Consider the following 18661-nt stretch of genomic DNA (forward strand, 5'->3'; position numbering starts at 1 on the left):
TTCCAGATAAGGGTAAGGCCATGTCTTTAGCGGTGATTCAAATGGTCAGCCAGAGCGATGTGCTGGCCAATCTGGCCCAGGCTCGTCGGCTGCTCGAACAAGCGGCAACCGGTGGCGCGAAGCTGGCTGTGCTGCCGGAAAATTTCGCCGCTATGGGCCGCCGTGACATCGCTGACATCGGTCGCGCAGAGGCGTCGGGCGAAGGTCCGATCCTGCCCTGGTTGAAACAGACCGCTCGCGACCTCAAGTTATGGATAGTGGCCGGCACCTTGCCGTTGCCGCCGGTGGATCAACCGACGGCGAAAGTGCATGCCTGCTCGCTGTTGATCAACGATCAGGGCGAGACGGTGGCGCGCTACGACAAGCTGCATTTGTTCGACGTGGACGTGGCGGATAACCGCGGGCGATATCGTGAATCCGATGACTATGCTTATGGCAGTGGCGTGGTGGTCGCCGACACGCCCGTCGGTCGGGTCGGCCTGACGGTGTGTTATGACCTGCGATTCCCGGAGCTGTACAGCGAATTGCGCGCTGCCGGTGCGGAGTTGATCACCGCGCCGTCGGCCTTTACCGCCGTGACGGGAGCGGCGCATTGGGATGTGCTGATTCGAGCGCGGGCCATCGAGACTCAGTGTTATGTGCTCGCGGCTGCTCAGGGCGGAACGCATCCGGGGTCGCGAGAGACCTTCGGCCATGCCGCGATCATCGACCCGTGGGGACGAGTGCTCGCGCAACAGGATCAAGGCGAGGCCGTGCTGCTGGCCGAACGCGATAGCAGCGAACAGGCGTCCATCCGGGCGCGGATGCCGGTGTCCAGTCACCGGCGCTTTTTCTCGCAGGGCGCCCGGCGACCTGCCTCAGAACGATGAATTTAAGGCGTAAAGCATATGAGCGAGTTGTTGTCCTCAGTCAGTGAACACCTCCTGGCGCCCGGCGGCGTCACTATCGAGAGCCTGCAAGGTGTGCTCGGCGATCTGGCCGGCCCGGGCATCGATGCCGCCGACCTGTATTTCCAGGGGCAGATTTCCGAGTCGTGGGCGCTGGAAGACGGGATCGTCAAGGAAGGCAGCTTCAACCTCGACCAGGGCGTTGGCGTGCGCGCGCAATCGGGTGAAAAAACCGGTTTTGCCTACAGCAATGCGATCACCCTGGAAGCCTTGGGCGCGGCGGCGCGTGCCGCTCGTTCGATCTCCCGCGCCGGACAGAACGGCACGGTGCAGGCGTTCACCACTCAGGATGTCGCCCAGTTGTACGGGCCGGATAACCCATTGGAAGTGCTGACCCGCGCCGAGAAAGTCGAGCTGCTCAAGCGTATCGACGTCGCCACTCGCGCCCTCGATCCGCGTATCCAGCAAGTGACCGTGAGCATGGCCGGTGTCTGGGAACGCATTCTTGTTGCTTCGACCGACGGCAGCCTGGCGGCGGATGTGCGGCCGTTGGTGCGTTTCAATGTCAGTGTGATCGTTGAGCAGAACGGTCGCCGCGAGCGCGGCGGTCATGGCGGCGGCGGTCGTACCGATTACCGTTATTTCCTCGCCGAAGACCGTGCCATGAGCTACGCCCGTGAGGCGCTGCGTCAGGCGCTGGTTAACCTTGAAGCCATTCCGGCGCCGGCCGGCACGTTGCCGGTGGTACTGGGTTCGGGCTGGTCCGGTGTGCTGCTGCACGAAGCGGTCGGCCACGGTCTGGAAGGTGATTTCAACCGCAAGGGCAGCTCCGCTTACAGCGGGCGTATGGGCGAAATGGTTGCATCCAAACTCTGCACCATCGTTGATGACGGCACGCTGGCCGGTCGCCGTGGCTCGCTGAGTGTCGACGACGAAGGCACGCCGACCGAGTGCACCACGCTGATCGAAAACGGCGTACTCAAAGGCTACATGCAGGACAAGCTCAATGCGCGCCTGATGGGCGTGGCCCGCACAGGCAATGGTCGTCGCGAATCCTACGCGCATCTGCCGATGCCGCGCATGACCAACACTTACATGCTGGCGGGCGAAAGCGATCCGGCGGAAATCATTGCGTCGGTGAAACGCGGCATCTACTGCGCCAACCTCGGCGGCGGTCAGGTGGACATCACCAGCGGCAAATTCGTGTTCTCCACCAGTGAGGCGTACCTGATCGAAGACGGCAAGATCACGGCACCGGTCAAAGGCGCGACATTGATCGGCAACGGGCCGGAAGCCATGAGCAAGGTGTCGATGGTCGGTAACGATCTGGCGCTGGACAGCGGCGTGGGCACGTGTGGCAAGGATGGGCAGTCGGTGCCGGTGGGTGTCGGCCAGCCAACGCTGAAAATCGATGCGATCACTGTGGGTGGCACAGGATCCTGATGGATGGAGCTTCGGGTGAGCCGCGTGGCGACTCACCCGAGAAGGGACTTAACGCAGACCGCGTTGAGTCTCGTCCAGCTCACGGATGTACTTGAATATTTTACGGCTCGACGCTGGTGGCTTGTTGGTCGCCAGTTCGTGCTGGGCCTGACGGATCAGGGAGCGCAACTGCTGACGATCAGCCTCCGGGTAGTCGAGCACGAACTTCTCCAGGACTGCATCGTCGCCCGCGATCAAGCGATCGCGCCAGCGTTCCAGGCCATGGAAACGTTCGTTGTACTGCCGGGTAGAGGCATCGAGTTGATCGAGCAAAGTCAGAATGGCGTCAGTGTCCTGATCGCGCATCAGTTTGCCGATGAACATAAGGTGCCGTTTACGCGCGATATTCGCGGTGTGCTTGGGCGCATCGGCCAGTGCCCGGCGCATAGCGTCGGTCAATGGTAGTTTTGCCAGCAAGTCAGGCTTGAGCGTTGTAAGGCGTTCGCCGAGGTCAACCAGAGCATGCAGCTCGCGTTTAACCTGGGATTTGCTTTTTTCTCCCGTATCGAGGGAGTCGTCGTAAGAATCAACCATGGTGGCCGTCCGCAAAGAAACGCCGCCATGATAACCAGTCGGGGGCCGCTTGTCCGGCCCGGTCGCTCGAAGGCCTTTACCGAAAGCAGAATTTGAGTGGAGAACAGCATGAGTGCAGTTGAAAGCGTCGGCCCACAAGCGTTGCCGGCACTGCAAGAACAAGTCGAGCAGATCATCGCTGAAGCCAAGCGCCAGGGCGCGAGCGCCTGTGAAGTGGCGGTGTCCCTGGAGCAGGGCCTGTCGACCTCTGTACGCCAGCGCGAAGTCGAAACCGTCGAATTCAACCGCGATCAGGGCTTTGGCATCACCTTGTATGTTGGCCAGCGCAAGGGCTCGGCCAGCACCTCGGCCAGTGGCCCGGACGCGATTCGTGAAACCGTCGCTGCAGCGCTGGCCATCGCCAAACACACCTCCGAAGACGAAGCCGCCGGCCTGGCGGATGCTGCGCTGATGGCCAAGGATCTGCAGGATTTCGACCTGTTCCATCAATGGGACATCACACCGGAGCAAGCCATCGAGATGGCCTTGAGCTGTGAGGCGGCAGCGTTTGCCACCGACAGCCGGATCAAGAATGCCGACGGCACCACCCTCAGCACTCACCAGGGCTGCCGCGTTTACGGCAACAGCCACGGTTTTATTGGCGGTTACGCCTCGACTCGCCATAGCCTGAGCTGCGTCATGATCGCCGAGGCCGATGGCCAGATGCAGCGCGATTACTGGTACGACGTGAACCGGCAGGGCAATTTGCTGACTGACCCGGTGAGCATCGGCCAGCGAGCAGCGCAGCGTGCAGCGAGCCGTCTGGGTGCGCGTCCGGTGCCAACCTGTGAAGTGCCGGTTTTGTTCTCCGCGGAACTGGCCGGTGGTTTGTTCGGCAGTTTCCTCTCGGCGATTTCCGGCGGCAGCCTGTATCGCAAATCGTCGTTCCTGGAAGACACCCTTGGGCAGAAGTTGTTCCCGGAATGGTTGACCATCGATGAGCGCCCGCACCTGATGCGCGCCATGGGCAGTTCGGCGTTCGATGGCGATGGCCTAGCGACTTATGCCAAACCGTTCGTCGAAAAGGGTGAGTTGGTGTCCTATATCCTCGGCACCTATTCCGGTCGCAAACTCGGCATGCCGAGCACCGCCAACGCTGGCGGCGTGCACAACCTGTTCGTTACCCACGGCGACGAAGACCAGGCGGCGTTGCTGCGGCGCATGGGCCGTGGCTTGCTGGTCACCGAGTTGATGGGCCAAGGCCTGAACATGGTTACCGGCGATTACTCTCGCGGTGCGGCGGGCTATTGGGTCGAGAACGGCGAGATCCAGTTTGCGGTCCAGGAAGTCACCATCGCCGGCAACATGCGCGACATGTTCAAGCAGATCGTTGCAGTGGGTAATGACCTGGAATTGCGCAGCAACATTCGCACGGGTTCGGTGTTGATCGAGCGGATGACTGTCGCGGGTAGCTAAGTCTCCCCCATTACACAAAAAAGACGCGCCACTCATTGGGTGGCGCGTCTTTTTTTGGGGGATATTCTTTGTTTGTGGCGAGCATAGTTTTTAGTTCGCCAACTTTACAACTCATGCGCCATTCCCTGAACCACCCTTCAAAACTCAAATGGAACAGACACGCACAAACGCGGCGAACCAGTGGTTGGTGCTTCCTCGATAACCGACAGCTGATGTCGTGGTTTTCACTATGCATTAGACAGAAATATGGAAATAACTCCGATTATTGGTACTCGGAAAGCCGAAACTAATGAATTATTCGCCTGAGCGATATTTGAAAGTTGATGGTTAGGGGTTGATTGTAAGGTATTTTTTTATCTCTAAAGGACTTTTTGCCAATGCTATTATCCAAGGTCGGAAGCGAATCTCGTGTCTCCCAACTCCCTGATGTATCGACTTCTCCAGTGCATCAATCAGCACTTAAAGATTTGGTTAAAAAAACTGAAAACGTCCCGGCCGCACTAAGCCTAAACCAAAGCCTACCTCTATCTGATCTTCAATACGAACCACAGCAAATCCTTAAAAAAAATCTGGTTACGGCGGAAATTAAACTAAAGTCTGTCATGGAGAGAGCGTTCTATCCGGCTCAATTGGTTGAACAGTTGGAAGTTTTGGATGCGTTTAAAAGAGCTACGGACGCGTTCGAACAGTCCCCAGGGACTTCAGCGCAAATTCCTGCAGTCCGCGATTACTATGGCGATTCGTCCGATTCAGAGTGATAGCAATGGAGCAAGTGTTTAAAAGACTTGACCATCCGTATTGCACATAAACCCGGTGCCGGGACGCTCAAGCGTACCGGCACGGTATTTCCCTTTAAAACTAATATGAACGCACCCGTCCATCACACTTTGCGTAACTACGCAGACGGGTACTGGTGTGGCAGCAACTCCGTGATCTCACTTGCCCGCTACGACGATCGTTGCCTCAGAAGACCATAAGAACGCGGCAAAGACTTATCGACGAGTGTGTCACGAAGGTGCCTTGCCAGCTTGTTCAATCGCCTTCGCGAGCAGGCTCGCACACACTGAATCTCGCTGATGCTCTCGGGGTTGTTTTGCTTCTCATTATCATTTAATAATAAATCTCATTACCGAATGAGCCCGAATCATGAGTTCTGCCTTGCACGAGCAGCCTTACCTCGAAAGCTGGCGCTGGATGAGTCGCCAGATCCGCTGCGCGATGGATCCCGACGAGCCTCGCCTGATCGAACATTACCTGGCCGAAGGCCGGTATCTGGCGTGCTGCACGGCGACCTCACCCTGGACCATCGCCGAAACCTCTTTCCGTTTGCTGCTCGACACCGCCGCCGATGTCGCGCTGCCCTGGCACTGGCGGACCTATTGCCTGGATCAGGCGTGGCGCCCGCTGCGCGAACTCGAACGCCTCTCCCTTTGCAAGTGCCGCCTCAAGCGCTGGCAAAGCTACACCTGGCAACTGGCGACCTGCGACCTGCGAGTTGCAGCCTTCGATTCCTCTTACTGAACTGGTGCAAGGATTTTCTGATGAACAAGACTCGTATTGAGCGCGACAGCATGGGCGAACTCCAGGTCCCGGTGGACGCCCTCTACGGCGCACAGACCCAGCGTGCGGTGAATAACTTCCCGATCAGCGGTAAACCGATGCCGGTGCAGTTCATCCGCGCACTGATCCTGGCCAAGGCCGCCGCCGCCCGGGCCAATATCGAACTCAAGCAGATCAGCGAATCCCAGGGCAAAGCCATCGTCGACGCGGCACTGGGCTTGCTTCAGGGCGACTTCATGCAGCACTTCCCGGTGGATATTTTCCAGACCGGTTCCGGCACCAGTTCCAACATGAACGCCAACGAAGTGATTGCGACCCTGGCCAGCCGTCTGCTCGGTGAGCCGGTGAACCCCAACGATCACGTCAATTGCGGCCAGAGCAGCAACGACATCATCCCGACCACCATCCACGTCAGCGCTGCGCTGGCGTTGCATGAGCAACTGCTGCCGGCGCTGGTGCGTCTGGTGCAGGTGATCGAGCACAAGGCTGAAGAGGTTCACCATCACGTCAAAACCGGTCGCACTCACTTGATGGACGCGATGCCAGTGCGCATGAGCCAGGTGCTCAACGGTTGGGCGCAACAGCTGAAGGCCAACATCGGCCATCTGCAGGATCTGCTGCCAAGTCTGCAATCCCTGGCGCAGGGCGGTACTGCGGTGGGCACCGGGATTAATGCGCATCCCGAGTTCGCCGGGCTTTTCAGCCAGCAACTGACAAAGTTGACGCAAGTGCAATTCACGCCGGGCACCGATTTGTTCGCATTGATCGGCTCCCAGGACACCGCCGTTGCGCTCTCCGGGCAACTGAAAACCACCGCTGTTTCGCTGATGAAAATCGCCAACGACTTGCGCTGGATGAACTCCGGTCCGCTGGCCGGTCTCGGTGAAATCGAACTCGAAGCCTTGCAGCCGGGCTCGTCGATCATGCCCGGCAAGGTCAATCCGGTGATCCCGGAAGCCACCGCCATGGTTGCCGCTCAAGTGATCGGCAATGACACGGTCATCACCATCGCTGGCCAGTCGGGCAACTTCGAACTGAACGTGATGCTGCCAATCATCGCCCAGAACCTGCTGAGCAGCATCGAGTTGCTGGCCAACGCCAGCCACCTGCTGGGTGAAAAGGCTATCGCCAGCTTCAAGGTCAACGAAGCCCGGATCAAGGAGGCGCTGTCGCGCAACCCGATTCTGGTCACTGCACTCAACCCGATCATTGGTTACCAAAAAGCCGCTGAAATCGCCAAGAAGGCTTATCAGCAAGGCCGTCCGGTGATCGATGTCGCTCTGGAACACACCGACCTGACGCGTAGCCAACTGGAAGAGTTGCTCAATCCGGAAAAGCTCACCGCAGGCGGCGTGTAATCACCGCAACCGCTTTGGAGGCTCACCATGGAGCACTGGAAACGCACGATCGAAAGGGCAAACCGCTGTTTCATGCTGGGCGAACTGGTGGATGCCCGCGAGGCTTACCTGCAGGCATTGGCCCTGGCCCAGGTGTTGTTCGAGCGCTGGGCGGATGCCGACGAAGCGGTGGCGGCCTGCGTCATTTCCCACCACAACCTGGCGGACCTGCATTTACGTCTGAACCAGCCGGAGGAGAGCGCCGAATACCTGTGCGCCATCCACCAGCGGCTATTGAAGACGATACAGGACCCGCGACTGGCGCCGGCATTACGCGAAGCAGCACTGCGTCAGAGCAGCAAAACCTACGTCGAACTGCTGAATTTCATCAGCGAGCACGGCGAATACCCGCGTACTCATCGTTTGCTGCACACCGATGCCGCGTCGCCCGCTGCGCCTCTACATCATGGAGTCCATTGAAATGGCTTTTAGCTTGCCTGCCTTGCCGTACGCCTACGATGCCCTGGAGCCGCACATCGATGCGCAGACCATGGAAATCCACTACACCAAGCATCACCAGACCTACATCAATAACCTGAACGCCGCCGTCGAAGGCACCGAGTTTGCCGAGTGGCCGGTGGAGAAACTGGTGGCTGCCGTTCAGCAACTGCCGGAAAAACTTCGCGCGGCGGTGATCAATCAGGGTGGTGGTCATGCCAACCATTCGCTGTTCTGGGAAGTCATGGTACCCAACGGCGGCGGTCAGCCGGACGGCGAGCTGGCCAAGGCGATCGACGACCAACTGGGCGGTCTCGACCGTTTCAAGGAAGCGTTCACCAAAGCCGCGCTGACCCGTTTCGGCAGCGGCTGGGCCTGGCTGAGTGTGACCCCGCAAAAGACCCTGGTCGTGGAAAGCAGCGGTAACCAGGACAGTCCGTTGATGAGCGGCAATACACCCATCCTCGGCCTGGATGTCTGGGAGCACGCCTATTACCTGCAATATCAAAACCGTCGCCCGGAATACATCAACGCGTTTTACAACGTGATCAATTGGCCTGAAGTCGCTGCGCGCTATCAGGCTGCACTGGTTTAAGTCTTCTATAAAAACAATCCTGGGCTGACTATGGGCACTGAAACACTGGCGATCGTAAGTGGACGGATGTTTCGTTACGCATTGGGGTCGCTTTCACTGTTGGCGGGTATGAGCTTGTTGGTCGCCCAGGGCCTGGCGTGGCTGGATCTTGAACCAAAACTGCTACGCGCCTTACAGGGCGGTGCGATCTGCGCCTTGGGTACCGCCCTGGGCGCGGTGCCGGTGCTGGTGATTCGGCGCATGCCCCAGGCGGTCAGCGATACGCTGCTCGGCTTCGGCGCCGGGGTGATGCTCGCGGCGACGGCATTTTCGCTGATCGTCCCGGGTATTGCTGCGGCTGAAAGCCTGGGGCTGACGCCTTGGGCGGCCAGCGGGCTGATCAGTTTCGGAATCATGTTGGGTGCGTTCGTGTTGTTTCTGGTGGATCGGAAGGTGTCTGGCGCATCGCCGGAAATGCTCGTCGGCACGCTGGAACGGCCGGTCATTCCACCACGGATCTGGTTGTTCGTGTTTGCCATCATTGCCCACAACATTCCAGAAGGCATGGCGGTCGGTGTCTCGGCGGGTGGCGGCATGCCCGATGCCGACAGTCTGGCCATGGGCATTGCCTTGCAGGATGTGCCGGAAGGGCTGGTGATTGCGCTGGTCTTGGCCGGGGCAGGGATGTCGCGAGTCAAGGCGTTCCTGATCGGTGCGGCGTCAGGGTTGGTCGAGCCGGTCTTTGCGCTGTTGTGCGCCTGGCTGGTGAGCCTGGCCGAGTTGCTCTTGCCATTGGGCCTGGCACTGGCGGCCGGGGCCATGTTGTTGGTGGTGACGCATGAAGTCATTCCCGAGTCGCGCCGCCATGGTCACGACAAGCTGGCCAGCCTTGGGCTGCTGATCGGGTTTTGTTTGATGATGGTGATGGATACCGCGCTCGCCTAGGCGAGCGTTATTCGCCTTCGTCGAAGTAACGATTGATCAAGTCTGTCAGTGCATCTAGTGCTTTCTGCTCGTCTTCGCCTTCGGTACTGATATAGATTTTTGTGCCCTTGCCCGCAGCGAGCATCATCATTGCCATGATGCTTTTGCCGTCGACCGTGGATTCCGGCGTCCGTCCTACTCTGATCGTGCAGTCTTTGAACTCGCCGGCGACTCCAACGAATTTCGCAGAAGCGCGGGCATGCAGGCCCAGTTTGTTGATGATTTCGATTTCCAGAGCAGGCATCGCGATGTGAATCCTTTAGCTGAGGTCGCGGTGGCGGACCTGGACGTTCTTCAGGGATTTTTGCAGGACCTGGCCCAGACGTTCGGTCAGGTAGACGGAGCGGTGATGCCCGCCGGTGCAGCCAATGGCAATGGTGACATAAGCACGGTTGCTGGCGGCAAAGCGGGGCAGCCATTTGAGCAGGTACGTGGAGATGTCCTGGAACATCTCCTCGACGTCCGGCTGGGCCGCGAGGTACTCGGCAACCGGTTGATCAAGCCCGGACTGATCGCGTAGCTCCGGCTTCCAATAGGGGTTCGGCAGGCAGCGCACGTCGAACACCAGATCGGCATCCACTGGCATGCCCCGCTTGAATCCGAAAGACTCCACCAAAAAAGCAGTGCCGGGTTCCGGCTGGTTCAGCAGGCGCAACTTGATGGTATCGCGCAGCTGATACAGGTTCAGGTTGGTGGTATTGACCTTGAGATCGGCGAGGTCGGCAATCGGCCCGAGCAGGTTGGTTTCATCGTTGATCGCCTCGGCCAGCGAGCGATTGGCGCTGCTTAGCGGGTGACGACGGCGGGTTTCCGAAAAGCGCTTGAGCAAGGTTTCTTCGTCGGCATCCAGGTACAGGACATCGCACTGGATATGTCGGCTGCGGACTTCTGCGAGCAGTTCCGGAAAACGGGTCAGGTGACTCGGCAAGTTGCGTGCGTCGATGGAGACGGCAACCAGCGGCTGCGCAAGCTCAGTATGAATCAACGCACGTTCAGCCAGTTCCGGCAGCAACCCGGCGGGCAGGTTGTCGATACAGTAATAGCCGTTGTCCTCGAGAACATCGAGTGCGGTGCTTTTACCTGAGCCGGAACGGCCACTGACGATGATCAAACGCATGATTAGTGCCCGTTTTGCTCGTCCAGGACAACCTGATACAAGGCTTCATTGCTCGCGGCGCTGCGCAGGCGATCACGGACTTCCTTGCGATCAAGCATGCTGGCGATCTGGCGGAGCAATTCAAGGTGCGCATCGGTAGCCGCTTCCGGGACCAGCAGAACGAACAGCAGGTCAACCGGGGCGCCGTCGATGGCGTCAAAATCGATGGGAGCGTCCAGGTGCATTAAAGCACTGATGGGCGAGGTGCAACCTTTCAGCCGACAGTGGGGGATAGCGATGCCGTTACCAAAACCGGTCGAGCCAAGTTTTTCACGGGCAATCAAAGCCTCGAAGACATCTTGCATCTCCAGGGCCGGCACTTCGCGGGCGATCAGATTGGCAATTTGCTCGAGGGCTTTCTTTTTGCTGCCGCCCGGCACGTTCACGAGGGAACGGCCGGGGGTCAGGATGCTTTCAAGTCGGATCATGGGTTGGGAGTGTTAACGACCGGTCGCGCCCTGGAGGAGGCTTTGGGTCTTTTCCTTATGCTTTTTGAGTTGTTTATCCAGCTTGTCGGTCAGCGCGTCGATCGCCGCGTACATGTCGGTATGTTCCGCGTTTGCGACCACTTCATTGCCGGGAATATGCAGCGTGGCTTCGATTTTCTGCTTCAGCTTCTCGACCGTCATCGTGACTTGCACGTTGGTGATCTTGTCGAAATGCCGCTCTAATCGTTCGAGTTTTTCGCCGATGTAGGTGCGAAGCGGTTCGGTCACTTCCAGTTGGTGTCCACTGATGTTGACTTGCATACAGCTTCTCCTTCGTTGCCAGTGCATAAAGCGGTAGATCAGATGATCTACCACTGGAACGCTGTGGCGTGGCTCTACATCAACCGCTTGCGTTCGCTCGAAGGCGCGATCCCGAGGGATTCGCGGTACTTGGCGACGGTGCGGCGAGCCACCTGAATGCCTTGTGCCTCCAGTAAACCAGCGATCTTGCTGTCACTCAACGGCTTTTTCTGATTTTCCGCCGCAACCAGTTTTTTGATGATCGCGCGGATCGCCGTGGACGAGCATTCGCCGCCTTCGGAGGTGCTGACGTGGCTGGAGAAAAAGTATTTCAGCTCATATATACCCCGAGGGGTATGCATGAATTTTTGCGTGGTCACCCGGGAAATCGTCGATTCGTGCATGCCCACCGCTTCGGCGATGTCATGCAGCACCAACGGTTTCATCGCTTCGTCGCCGTATTCCAGAAAACCGCGTTGATGCTCGACGATCTGGGTGGCAACTTTCATCAGGGTTTCATTACGGCTCTGCAGGCTCTTGATGAACCAGCGGGCCTCTTGCAACTGATTGCGCATGAAGGTGTTGTCGGCACTGGTGTCGGCGCGGCGCACGAAACCGGCGTATTGGGCGTTGACCCGCAGCCGCGGTACCGATTCCTGATTAAGCTCCACCAGCCAGCGCTCGTTGTCCTTGCGCACGATCACGTCGGGAACGACGTATTCGGCTTCACTGGACTCGATCTGCGAGCCAGGGCGTGGGTTGAGGCTCTGTACCAGTTCGATGACCTGGCGCAGTTCATCTTCCTTGAGCTTCATGCGGCGCATCAGCTGGCTGTAGTCGCGGCTGCCGAGCAAGTCGATGTAGTCGGTGACCAGGCGCTTGGCCTCGGCCAGCCAAGGCGTCTTGGCGGGCAACTGGCGCAATTGCAGCAGCAGGCATTCACCGAGGTTGCGGGCGCCGATGCCGGCCGGTTCGAATTGCTGGATGCGATGCAGGACGGCTTCGATCTCGTCCAGTTCGATGTCGAGTTCCGGATCGAAGGCTTCGAGGATCTCCTCGAGGGTTTCGTCCAGGTAGCCCTGATTGTTGATGCAATCGATCAGGGTCACGGCGATCAGACGATCAGTGTCGGACATCGGCGCCAGGTTCAGTTGCCACAACAGATGGCTTTGCAGGCTTTCACCGGCCGATGTGCGGGTGGTGAAATCCCACTCGTCATCATCGTTGCTCGGCAGGCTGCTGGCGCTGGTTTGGTAGACGTCTTCCCATGCGGTGTCGACGGGCAGTTCGTTGGGAATGCGCTCGTTCCAGTCGCCCTCATCGAGGTTGTCCACCGTTGGGGCGGTTTCCTGGTAGGAGGGTTCTGAGACGTCGGCGTTGGGTTGCTGCTCGGCTTTGTCGGCCAAGGGGTCGGCGTTATCGAAGTCGTCGCCTTCTTCCTGGCGTTCGAGCATCGGATTGGACTCCAGGGCCTCCTGGATTTCCTGTTGCAGGTCCAGGGTCGACAATTGGAGCAGGCGGATGGCCTGTTGCAGCTGCGGTGTCATCGTCAGCTGCTGGCCCATTCTCAAGACTAGCGATGGTTTCATGGCAGGGGCTTAACACCTTATTCGCCGGCGCACATGCGCCATCCACTACAGGGCGCCGGAGCGCCAAACATAAGCAAATTATATGCCTGAAACTGCAACGTTTGCCTAGAGCGCTGTAACAATAAAAAACTGTTGATTTTTTATCGAGACAAGCGCTCGGCGACTAGCCAGACACCTCAGCGCTTACAGGCGGAACTCATGGCCCAGATAGACTTCTTTCACGAGGTCGTTGGCCAGGATGGTGGCCGAATCACCTTCGGCGATCAGTTGACCATCGTTGACGATGTAGGCGGTTTCGCAGATATCCAGGGTTTCACGGACGTTGTGGTCAGTGATCAGTACGCCAATGCCCTTGGCCTTGAGGTGGTAGATGATCTGCTTGATGTCGCCCACCGAAATCGGGTCCACGCCGGCGAAGGGTTCGTCGAGGAGGATGAATTTCGGACTGGTTGCCAGTGCCCGGGCGATTTCCACGCGGCGGCGTTCACCACCGGACAAGCTCATGCCGAGATTGTCGCGGATGTGGCTGATGTGGAATTCCTGCAGCAGGCTTTCCAGCTCTTTGCGACGATCGGCCTTGTCGAGTTCCTTGCGGGTCTCGAGGATGGCCATGATGTTGTCGGCGACCGAGAGTTTGCGAAAGATCGATGCTTCTTGCGGAAGATAGCCGATACCGGCCTTCGCGCGACCGTGCATCGGCTGGTGGCTGACGTCCAGATCGTCGATCAGGACGCGGCCCTGATCGGCCTGGACCAGGCCGACGATCATGTAGAAGCAGGTGGTCTTGCCGGCGCCGTTAGGGCCAAGCAGGCCGACGATCTGACCGCTGTCGATGGACAGGCTGACGTCGCGCACGACCTGACGGCTCTTGTAGCTCTTGGCCAGATGCTGAGCTTTCAGAGTTGCCATTACGGGGCCTTTTGCTCGTCGGTTTTCTTTTTCGGCTGGATCACCATGTCGATGCGCGGGCGCGACTCGGTCACGTTGGCGCCTGTGGCACGGCCGGCGCTGGCGAGCTTTTTGTTGGTGTCGTAGACGATTTTCTCGCCTTGGGTAACGTTGCCGTCCTTGTCGATGACTTTGGCGCGATCGATCAATACGACGCGGTCTTGCGAGGCGTGGTACTGGATGGTGACGCCGTAGCCCTGAACCGGCTTGGTGTCGCCAGCGGTCTGCAGCTGCTCGAAGTAGGCCAGGTTGCCCACCGAAGTCACCACGTCAATGTCACCGGCCGCGGTGCGGGTGATGGTGACCTTGTTGCCGGTAACCTTCATCGAGCCCTGGGTAATGATCACGTCGCCGGTGTAGGTGGCAACGCCGTTCTTGTCGTCCAGTTGGGCATCGTCGGCCTGAATGCGGATAGGCTGCTGTTGATCGTTCGGCAGAGCCCAGGCGCTCACGCTTCCCAGTGCTGCGCCCAGACCGAGCAAAATAGGGAGAGTTTTAACGAGCCTCATACTGTCCTCTTACGTTCGATAGCAGGTGTATCCTGCTTTCTTTCAAATACGCTTTCATTCCCTTGCCAGTCGAGACACCACCAGCGCCGTCGATTCTAACGGGTTGATCGGTCTGCGCATATTGCTGCTGCGGGAACACTGTCATGCGGGTGGTGGTAATCAGGGTCTTGCGGTTTTTCTCGTCGAAACGCGTGATGCGCACCGAGTCGATCAGTTCGACCTGGGTGCCGTCCGGATTGACTTCGCCATGTTCGCTCTGGACGTGCCAGGGGAATTGGGTGCCGCGGAACAGGTTCAGGTCCGGATTGGTCAACAACGTCACTTCGGTCGCCTTCAGGTGTTCAACCTTGTCGGACGTCATTTCGTACTGCAGTTTGCCGTCCGGCAGGTACTGCACGCTGTGGGCGTTGAGTGCGTAATAGTCGATCGCGCTTTCATCGACCGTAGCCACTGGCTTGTCGAGGAAGCGTTCCGGGCTGATGTTCCAGTAACCGACCGCCGCAAAAATCGCTGCGATGCAACCGAACACCAGGATGTTGCGAAATTTCTTGCTCAGCATAGTTGGCTCACAGGTACGCAGCGTTGGCCGCATCGAGGCGGCCCTGGGCGCGCAGGATCAATTCGCAGAATTCGCGGGCGGCACCCTCGCCACCACGGGCCTGGGTGATGCCGTGAGCGTGTTCACGCACGAAGCTGGCGGCATTGGCCACCGCCATGCCCAGGCCGACGCGGCGAATCACCGGCAGGTCCGGCAGGTCGTCACCGAGATAGGCGACCTGCTCATAGCTTAGGTTGAGTTGGGCGAGAAGTTCGTCCAGCACCACCAGTTTATCTTCGCGACCCTGATACAGGTGGGGAATGCCGAGGTTCTTCGCCCGTCGCTCGACCACCGGGGTCTTGCGGCCGCTGATGATAGCGGTCTGCACGCCGGCTGCCATCAACATCTTGATGCCCTGACCGTCGAGCGTGTTGAAGGTCTTGAATTCGCTGCCGTCTTCAAGGAAGTACAGGCGCCCGTCGGTCAGGACGCCGTCGACGTCGAATACCGCCAGTTTGATCTGTTTGCCGCGTTGCAGCAGGTCCGTGCTCATTACATTACTCCTGCACGCAGCAAGTCGTGCATGTTCAAGGCGCCGACCGGACGGTCTTCGCTGTCGACCACGACCAGCGCGTTGATTTTATGGTCTTCCATGATTTTCAGGGCCTCGGCGGCGAGCATCTCGGCGCGGGCAGTCTTGCCGTGGGCGGTCATGACCTGGTCGATCGTGGCGCTGTGAATATCGATGCTGCGATCCAGGGTACGGCGCAAATCGCCGTCGGTGAAGATCCCGGCGAGTTTGCCGTCGGCTTCCAGGATAACGGTCATGCCCAGGCCCTTGCGGGTCATTTCCATCAGCGCGTCCTTGAGCAGAGTCCCGCGCAGGACTTGCGGCAACTCCTGTCCGGCGTGCATGACGTTTTCCACTTTCAACAGCAGGCGTCGGCCCAGCGCGCCGCCGGGGTGGGAAAAGGCGAAGTCTTCAGCGGTGAAGCCGCGGGCTTCGAGCAGCGCAACGGCCAGGGCATCGCCCATGACCAGGGCGGCGGTGGTCGACGATGTCGGTGCCAGGTTCAGCGGGCAGGCTTCGTGTTCGACATGCACATTGAGATTGACCTCGGCAGCCTTGGACAGCGGTGAATCGGGGTTGCCGGTCACGCTGATCAATTTGATGCCCAGGCGTTTGATCAACGGCAGCAGGGTGACGATTTCATTGGTGGAGCCGGAGTTCGACAGGGCCAGGATGATGTCGTCGCGGGTAATCATGCCCATGTCGCCGTGGCTGGCTTCGGCCGGGTGCACGAAGAACGCTGTGGTGCCGGTGCTGGCCAGGGTGGCGGCAATCTTGTTGCCGATATGCCCTGATTTGCCCATGCCGACCACGACTACGCGGCCTTTGCTGGCCAGAATCATCTCGCAAGCGCGTACGAAATCTGCGTCGATAAGGGGCAGCAAGCCTTGTACGGCTTCCAGTTCGAGGCGGATGGTGCGTTGTGCTGATTGAATCAGGTCGCTGGATTGGCTCATGTCAGAAATCGTATAGCCTGATGAAAAGGCGGCGATTATAGCGGTAATGATCGAAACCCTCACGCAAGTTCGTCGCGCTTTGACATTCCCTGTTACCGAATCCCTCTAAATAACGCTTTTTACCGGTCAGGTTGCTCAACATGGCCAGGCTTGGCCCTTGGGCGCTTGGCCTTTGCAGTGATATAGTTCGCCGCCAGTTCGGCCTGCCCGGGAGGTATGTGCTTTCGCAAGAAAGTCAGGCGTCCGAGTGAGAGGCTGCATCGCAAGGAGTTTAGATGAGTGCCGATAACGCCTACGCGGTCGAGCTGAAGGGACTGACCTTCAAGCGCGGTGCGCGCAGCATTTTCAATAACGTCGATATCCGTATTCCGCGCGGCAAGGTCACCGGCATCATGGGGCCTTCCGGGTGTGGCAAGACCACACTGTTGCGTTTGATGGGCGCCCAATTGCGCCCGACCAAGGGTGAAGTCTGGGTCAACGGTCAGAACCTGCCGAAACTGTCGCGCAGTGATTTGTTCGATGCACGCAAGCATATGGGTGTGCTGTTTCAGAGCGGCGCGCTGTTTACCGATCTCGATGTGTTCGAGAACGTTGCCTTTCCCCTGCGCGTTCATACCGAGCTTCCGGAAGAAATGATCCGGGACATTGTCCTGCTCAAATTACAGGCCGTGGGCCTGCGTGGCGCCATCGACCTGATGCCTGACGAGCTGTCCGGCGGCATGAAGCGCCGCGTCGCGCTGGCCCGGGCGATTGCCCTCGATCCGCAGATTCTCATGTATGACGAACCTTTCGTCGGTCAGGACCCGATCGCCATGGGTGTATTGGTGCGCTTGATCCGCCTGCTCAACGATGCCCTGGGCATTACCAGCATCGTGGTCTCCCACGACCTGGCCGAGACCGCGAGCATCGCTGACTACATCTATGTGGTCGGCGAAGGCCAGGTGTTGGGGCAGGGCACGCCCGAGGAACTGATGAACTCGCAAGAGCCACGGATTCGCCAATTCATGACCGGCGAACCCGACGGCCCGGTCGCATACCACTTTCCAGCGACGGATTACCGCGCAGATCTTCTGGGGAAGCGTTGATGCGCAAGATTTCACTCATAGAACGCGTGCGCCGGTTCGGCCACGCCGGCATCGACGTGCTGGCGGTGTTCGGCCGTTCGACGATTTTCCTGTTTCATGCCTTGCTTGGCCGGGGCGGCATTGGCGGCGGTTTCGGCCTGCTGATCAAGCAACTGCATTCGGTGGGCGTGATGTCCCTGGTGATCATTGTGGTCTCCGGGGTGTTCATCGGCATGGTGCTGGCGCTGCAAGGGTTCAACATTCTGTCCAGCTACGGTTCGGAGCAGGCGGTCGGGCAGATGGTTGCCCTGACTTTGCTGCGCGAACTGGGCCCCGTGGTCACGGCATTGCTGTTCGCCGGACGCGCCGGTTCGGCCCTGACGGCTGAAATCGGCAACATGAAATCCACCGAGCAGCTGTCCAGTCTGGAAATGATTGGTGTCGACCCGCTCAAATACATCATTGCCCCGCGCCTGTGGGCCGGCTTCATTTCCCTGCCGGTGCTGGCGATGATTTTCAGCGTGGTGGGTATCTGGGGCGGTTCGTGGGTGGCCGTCGACTGGCTGGGTGTGTATGAAGGTTCCTACTGGTCCAACATGCAGAACAGCGTGACGTTCACTGATGATGTGCTCAACGGCATCATCAAAAGTATCGTCTTCGCCTTTGTCGTGACCTGGATCGCCGTATTCCAAGGCTATGACTGCGAGCCCACATCCGAGGGGATCAGTCGTGCCACTACCAAGACCGTGGTGTATGCCTCGTTGGCTGTACTCGGCCTGGACTTTATTCTGACCGCCTTGATGTTTGGAGATTTCTGATGCAAAACCGCACCCTGGAAATCGGTGTCGGCCTTTTCTTGCTGGCTGGCATCCTGGCTTTGCTGTTGCTGGCGTTGCGGGTGAGTGGCCTGTCCCCGAGCGCAACCACCGATACTTATAAACTTTATGCCTATTTCGACAATATCGCCGGTTTGACGGTCAGAGCTAAAGTGACCATGGCCGGTGTGACCATCGGCAAGGTCACGGCAATCGATCTGGATCGCGACAGTTTCACCGGTCGGGTAACGATGCAACTGGAAAAGCGCGTAGATAACCTGCCGACTGACTCCACTGCATCTATTCTGACGGCGGGCCTGTTGGGCGAGAAATACATCGGTCTCAGCGTGGGCGGCGAAGAAGGCCTGCTCAAGGATGGTGGAACCATCCACGACACCCAGTCGTCGCTGGTGCTCGAGGACCTGATCGGTAAATTCCTGCTCAATACCGTTAGCAAAGACGCCAAATGAGGAGCT

22 protein-coding genes and 1 pseudogene are annotated in these 18661 nt (G+C 58.9%); 12 read left to right on the top strand and 11 right to left on the bottom strand.

Annotation, left to right across the window (positions count from 1 at the left end):
* The first annotated feature begins 20 nt into the window (after positions 1-20).
* Entirely contained in the window at positions 21-869 is an 849-nt protein-coding gene (locus ACA066_RS04155; RefSeq protein ID WP_497698236.1) for a carbon-nitrogen hydrolase family protein, read from the top strand.
* Between the two features lie 18 nt (positions 870-887).
* Positions 888-2330 carry a metalloprotease TldD gene (gene tldD, locus ACA066_RS04160; RefSeq protein ID WP_214380679.1) on the top strand — a complete coding sequence of 481 codons (1443 nt, stop codon included), beginning with the start codon at positions 888-890 and terminating at the stop codon, positions 2328-2330.
* Between the two features lie 48 nt (positions 2331-2378).
* Here the strand turns inward: tldD and yjgA are convergent, their stop codons facing one another.
* Entirely contained in the window at positions 2379-2903 is a 525-nt protein-coding gene (gene yjgA / locus ACA066_RS04165) for a ribosome biogenesis factor YjgA (RefSeq protein ID WP_007901505.1), read from the bottom strand.
* A gap of 108 nt (positions 2904-3011) precedes the next feature.
* Between yjgA and pmbA the strand changes: the two genes are divergently transcribed.
* The 7 genes and pseudogenes from pmbA to ACA066_RS04200 all read left to right on the top strand — a co-directional run bounded on the left by pmbA (position 3012) and on the right by ACA066_RS04200 (position 9272).
* A complete protein-coding gene (gene pmbA / locus ACA066_RS04170) occupies positions 3012-4358 on the top strand; it encodes a metalloprotease PmbA (RefSeq protein ID WP_497698237.1) in 1347 nt (448 codons plus the stop codon).
* 377 nt (positions 4359-4735) lie between these two features.
* Complete coding sequence (locus tag ACA066_RS04175; protein WP_497698238.1) at positions 4736-5116, top strand: hypothetical protein; 381 nt, start codon at positions 4736-4738, stop codon at positions 5114-5116.
* A 388-nt stretch (positions 5117-5504) separates the two neighbouring features.
* Positions 5505-5919, top strand: a pseudogene (locus tag ACA066_RS04180) (FagA protein).
* On the top strand, positions 5900-7276 hold the full coding sequence (locus tag ACA066_RS04185) for a class II fumarate hydratase (RefSeq protein ID WP_497698239.1): 1377 nt from the start codon (positions 5900-5902) through the stop codon (positions 7274-7276). Before ACA066_RS04180 ends, ACA066_RS04185 begins: the two are co-directional and overlap by 20 nt.
* Positions 7277-7303: 27 nt before the next feature.
* Entirely contained in the window at positions 7304-7735 is a 432-nt protein-coding gene (locus ACA066_RS04190) for a DUF2753 family protein (protein WP_497698240.1), read from the top strand.
* Between the two features lies 1 nt (position 7736).
* The gene (locus tag ACA066_RS04195; RefSeq protein ID WP_084318106.1) at positions 7737-8348 is read left to right on the top strand and encodes a superoxide dismutase; all 612 of its coding nucleotides are present in this window, start codon (positions 7737-7739) and stop codon (positions 8346-8348) included.
* Between the two features lie 30 nt (positions 8349-8378).
* Positions 8379-9272: a ZIP family metal transporter gene (locus ACA066_RS04200; protein ID WP_497698241.1), complete on the top strand. Its 894-nt coding sequence runs from the start codon at positions 8379-8381 to the stop codon at positions 9270-9272.
* A 7-nt stretch (positions 9273-9279) separates the two neighbouring features.
* On the opposite strand, the gene ACA066_RS04205 is transcribed toward ACA066_RS04200, so the two are convergent.
* The 10 genes from ACA066_RS04205 to ACA066_RS04250 all read right to left on the bottom strand — a co-directional run bounded on the left by ACA066_RS04205 (position 9280) and on the right by ACA066_RS04250 (position 16306).
* Complete coding sequence (locus ACA066_RS04205) at positions 9280-9555, bottom strand: HPr family phosphocarrier protein (RefSeq protein ID WP_392885318.1); 276 nt, start codon at positions 9553-9555, stop codon at positions 9280-9282.
* Positions 9556-9570: 15 nt separating this feature from the next.
* On the bottom strand, positions 9571-10428 hold the full coding sequence (rapZ, locus tag ACA066_RS04210; RefSeq protein ID WP_017336538.1) for an RNase adapter RapZ: 858 nt from the start codon (positions 10426-10428) through the stop codon (positions 9571-9573).
* 2 nt (positions 10429-10430) lie between these two features.
* Positions 10431-10895, bottom strand: coding sequence for a PTS IIA-like nitrogen regulatory protein PtsN (gene ptsN, locus ACA066_RS04215; protein WP_214380686.1), 465 nt, complete (start codon positions 10893-10895; stop codon positions 10431-10433).
* A 12-nt stretch (positions 10896-10907) separates the two neighbouring features.
* Positions 10908-11216, bottom strand: coding sequence for a ribosome hibernation-promoting factor, HPF/YfiA family (gene hpf, locus ACA066_RS04220; RefSeq protein ID WP_007941242.1), 309 nt, complete (start codon positions 11214-11216; stop codon positions 10908-10910).
* Between the two features lie 74 nt (positions 11217-11290).
* The gene (locus ACA066_RS04225) at positions 11291-12784 is read right to left on the bottom strand and encodes an RNA polymerase factor sigma-54 (protein WP_017336540.1); all 1494 of its coding nucleotides are present in this window, start codon (positions 12782-12784) and stop codon (positions 11291-11293) included.
* Positions 12785-12967: 183 nt separating this feature from the next.
* Positions 12968-13693 (bottom strand): LPS export ABC transporter ATP-binding protein, encoded by a 726-nt coding sequence (lptB, locus tag ACA066_RS04230; protein ID WP_497698242.1) that lies wholly within the window; start codon positions 13691-13693, stop codon positions 12968-12970.
* On the bottom strand, positions 13693-14241 hold the full coding sequence (gene lptA / locus ACA066_RS04235; RefSeq protein ID WP_497698243.1) for a lipopolysaccharide transport periplasmic protein LptA: 549 nt from the start codon (positions 14239-14241) through the stop codon (positions 13693-13695). Before lptA ends, lptB begins: the two co-directional genes overlap by 1 nt.
* Complete coding sequence (gene lptC, locus ACA066_RS04240; protein WP_497698244.1) at positions 14228-14800, bottom strand: LPS export ABC transporter periplasmic protein LptC; 573 nt, start codon at positions 14798-14800, stop codon at positions 14228-14230. The genes lptA and lptC overlap by 14 nt, the downstream gene beginning before the upstream one ends.
* A 7-nt stretch (positions 14801-14807) precedes the next feature.
* Entirely contained in the window at positions 14808-15332 is a 525-nt protein-coding gene (locus ACA066_RS04245; protein WP_008037377.1) for a KdsC family phosphatase, read from the bottom strand.
* Positions 15332-16306, bottom strand: coding sequence for a KpsF/GutQ family sugar-phosphate isomerase (locus ACA066_RS04250; protein ID WP_497698245.1), 975 nt, complete (start codon positions 16304-16306; stop codon positions 15332-15334). The genes ACA066_RS04245 and ACA066_RS04250 overlap by 1 nt, the downstream gene beginning before the upstream one ends.
* A gap of 275 nt (positions 16307-16581) precedes the next feature.
* On the opposite strand from ACA066_RS04250, the gene ACA066_RS04255 reads away from it, so the two are divergent.
* Genes ACA066_RS04255 through mlaD form a run of 3 tightly spaced genes read left to right on the top strand, consistent with a single transcriptional unit; the run spans position 16582 to position 18655 of the window.
* Entirely contained in the window at positions 16582-17391 is an 810-nt protein-coding gene (locus ACA066_RS04255; RefSeq protein WP_028623782.1) for an ATP-binding cassette domain-containing protein, read from the top strand.
* Entirely contained in the window at positions 17391-18188 is a 798-nt protein-coding gene (gene mlaE / locus ACA066_RS04260) for a lipid asymmetry maintenance ABC transporter permease subunit MlaE (RefSeq protein ID WP_084318116.1), read from the top strand. The genes ACA066_RS04255 and mlaE overlap by 1 nt, the downstream gene beginning before the upstream one ends.
* The gene (gene mlaD, locus ACA066_RS04265) at positions 18188-18655 is read left to right on the top strand and encodes an outer membrane lipid asymmetry maintenance protein MlaD (protein WP_046045861.1); all 468 of its coding nucleotides are present in this window, start codon (positions 18188-18190) and stop codon (positions 18653-18655) included. The genes mlaE and mlaD overlap by 1 nt, the downstream gene beginning before the upstream one ends.
* Positions 18656-18661 lie beyond the last annotated feature (6 nt).

The organism is Pseudomonas sp. LBUM1651 (assembly GCF_059716135.1).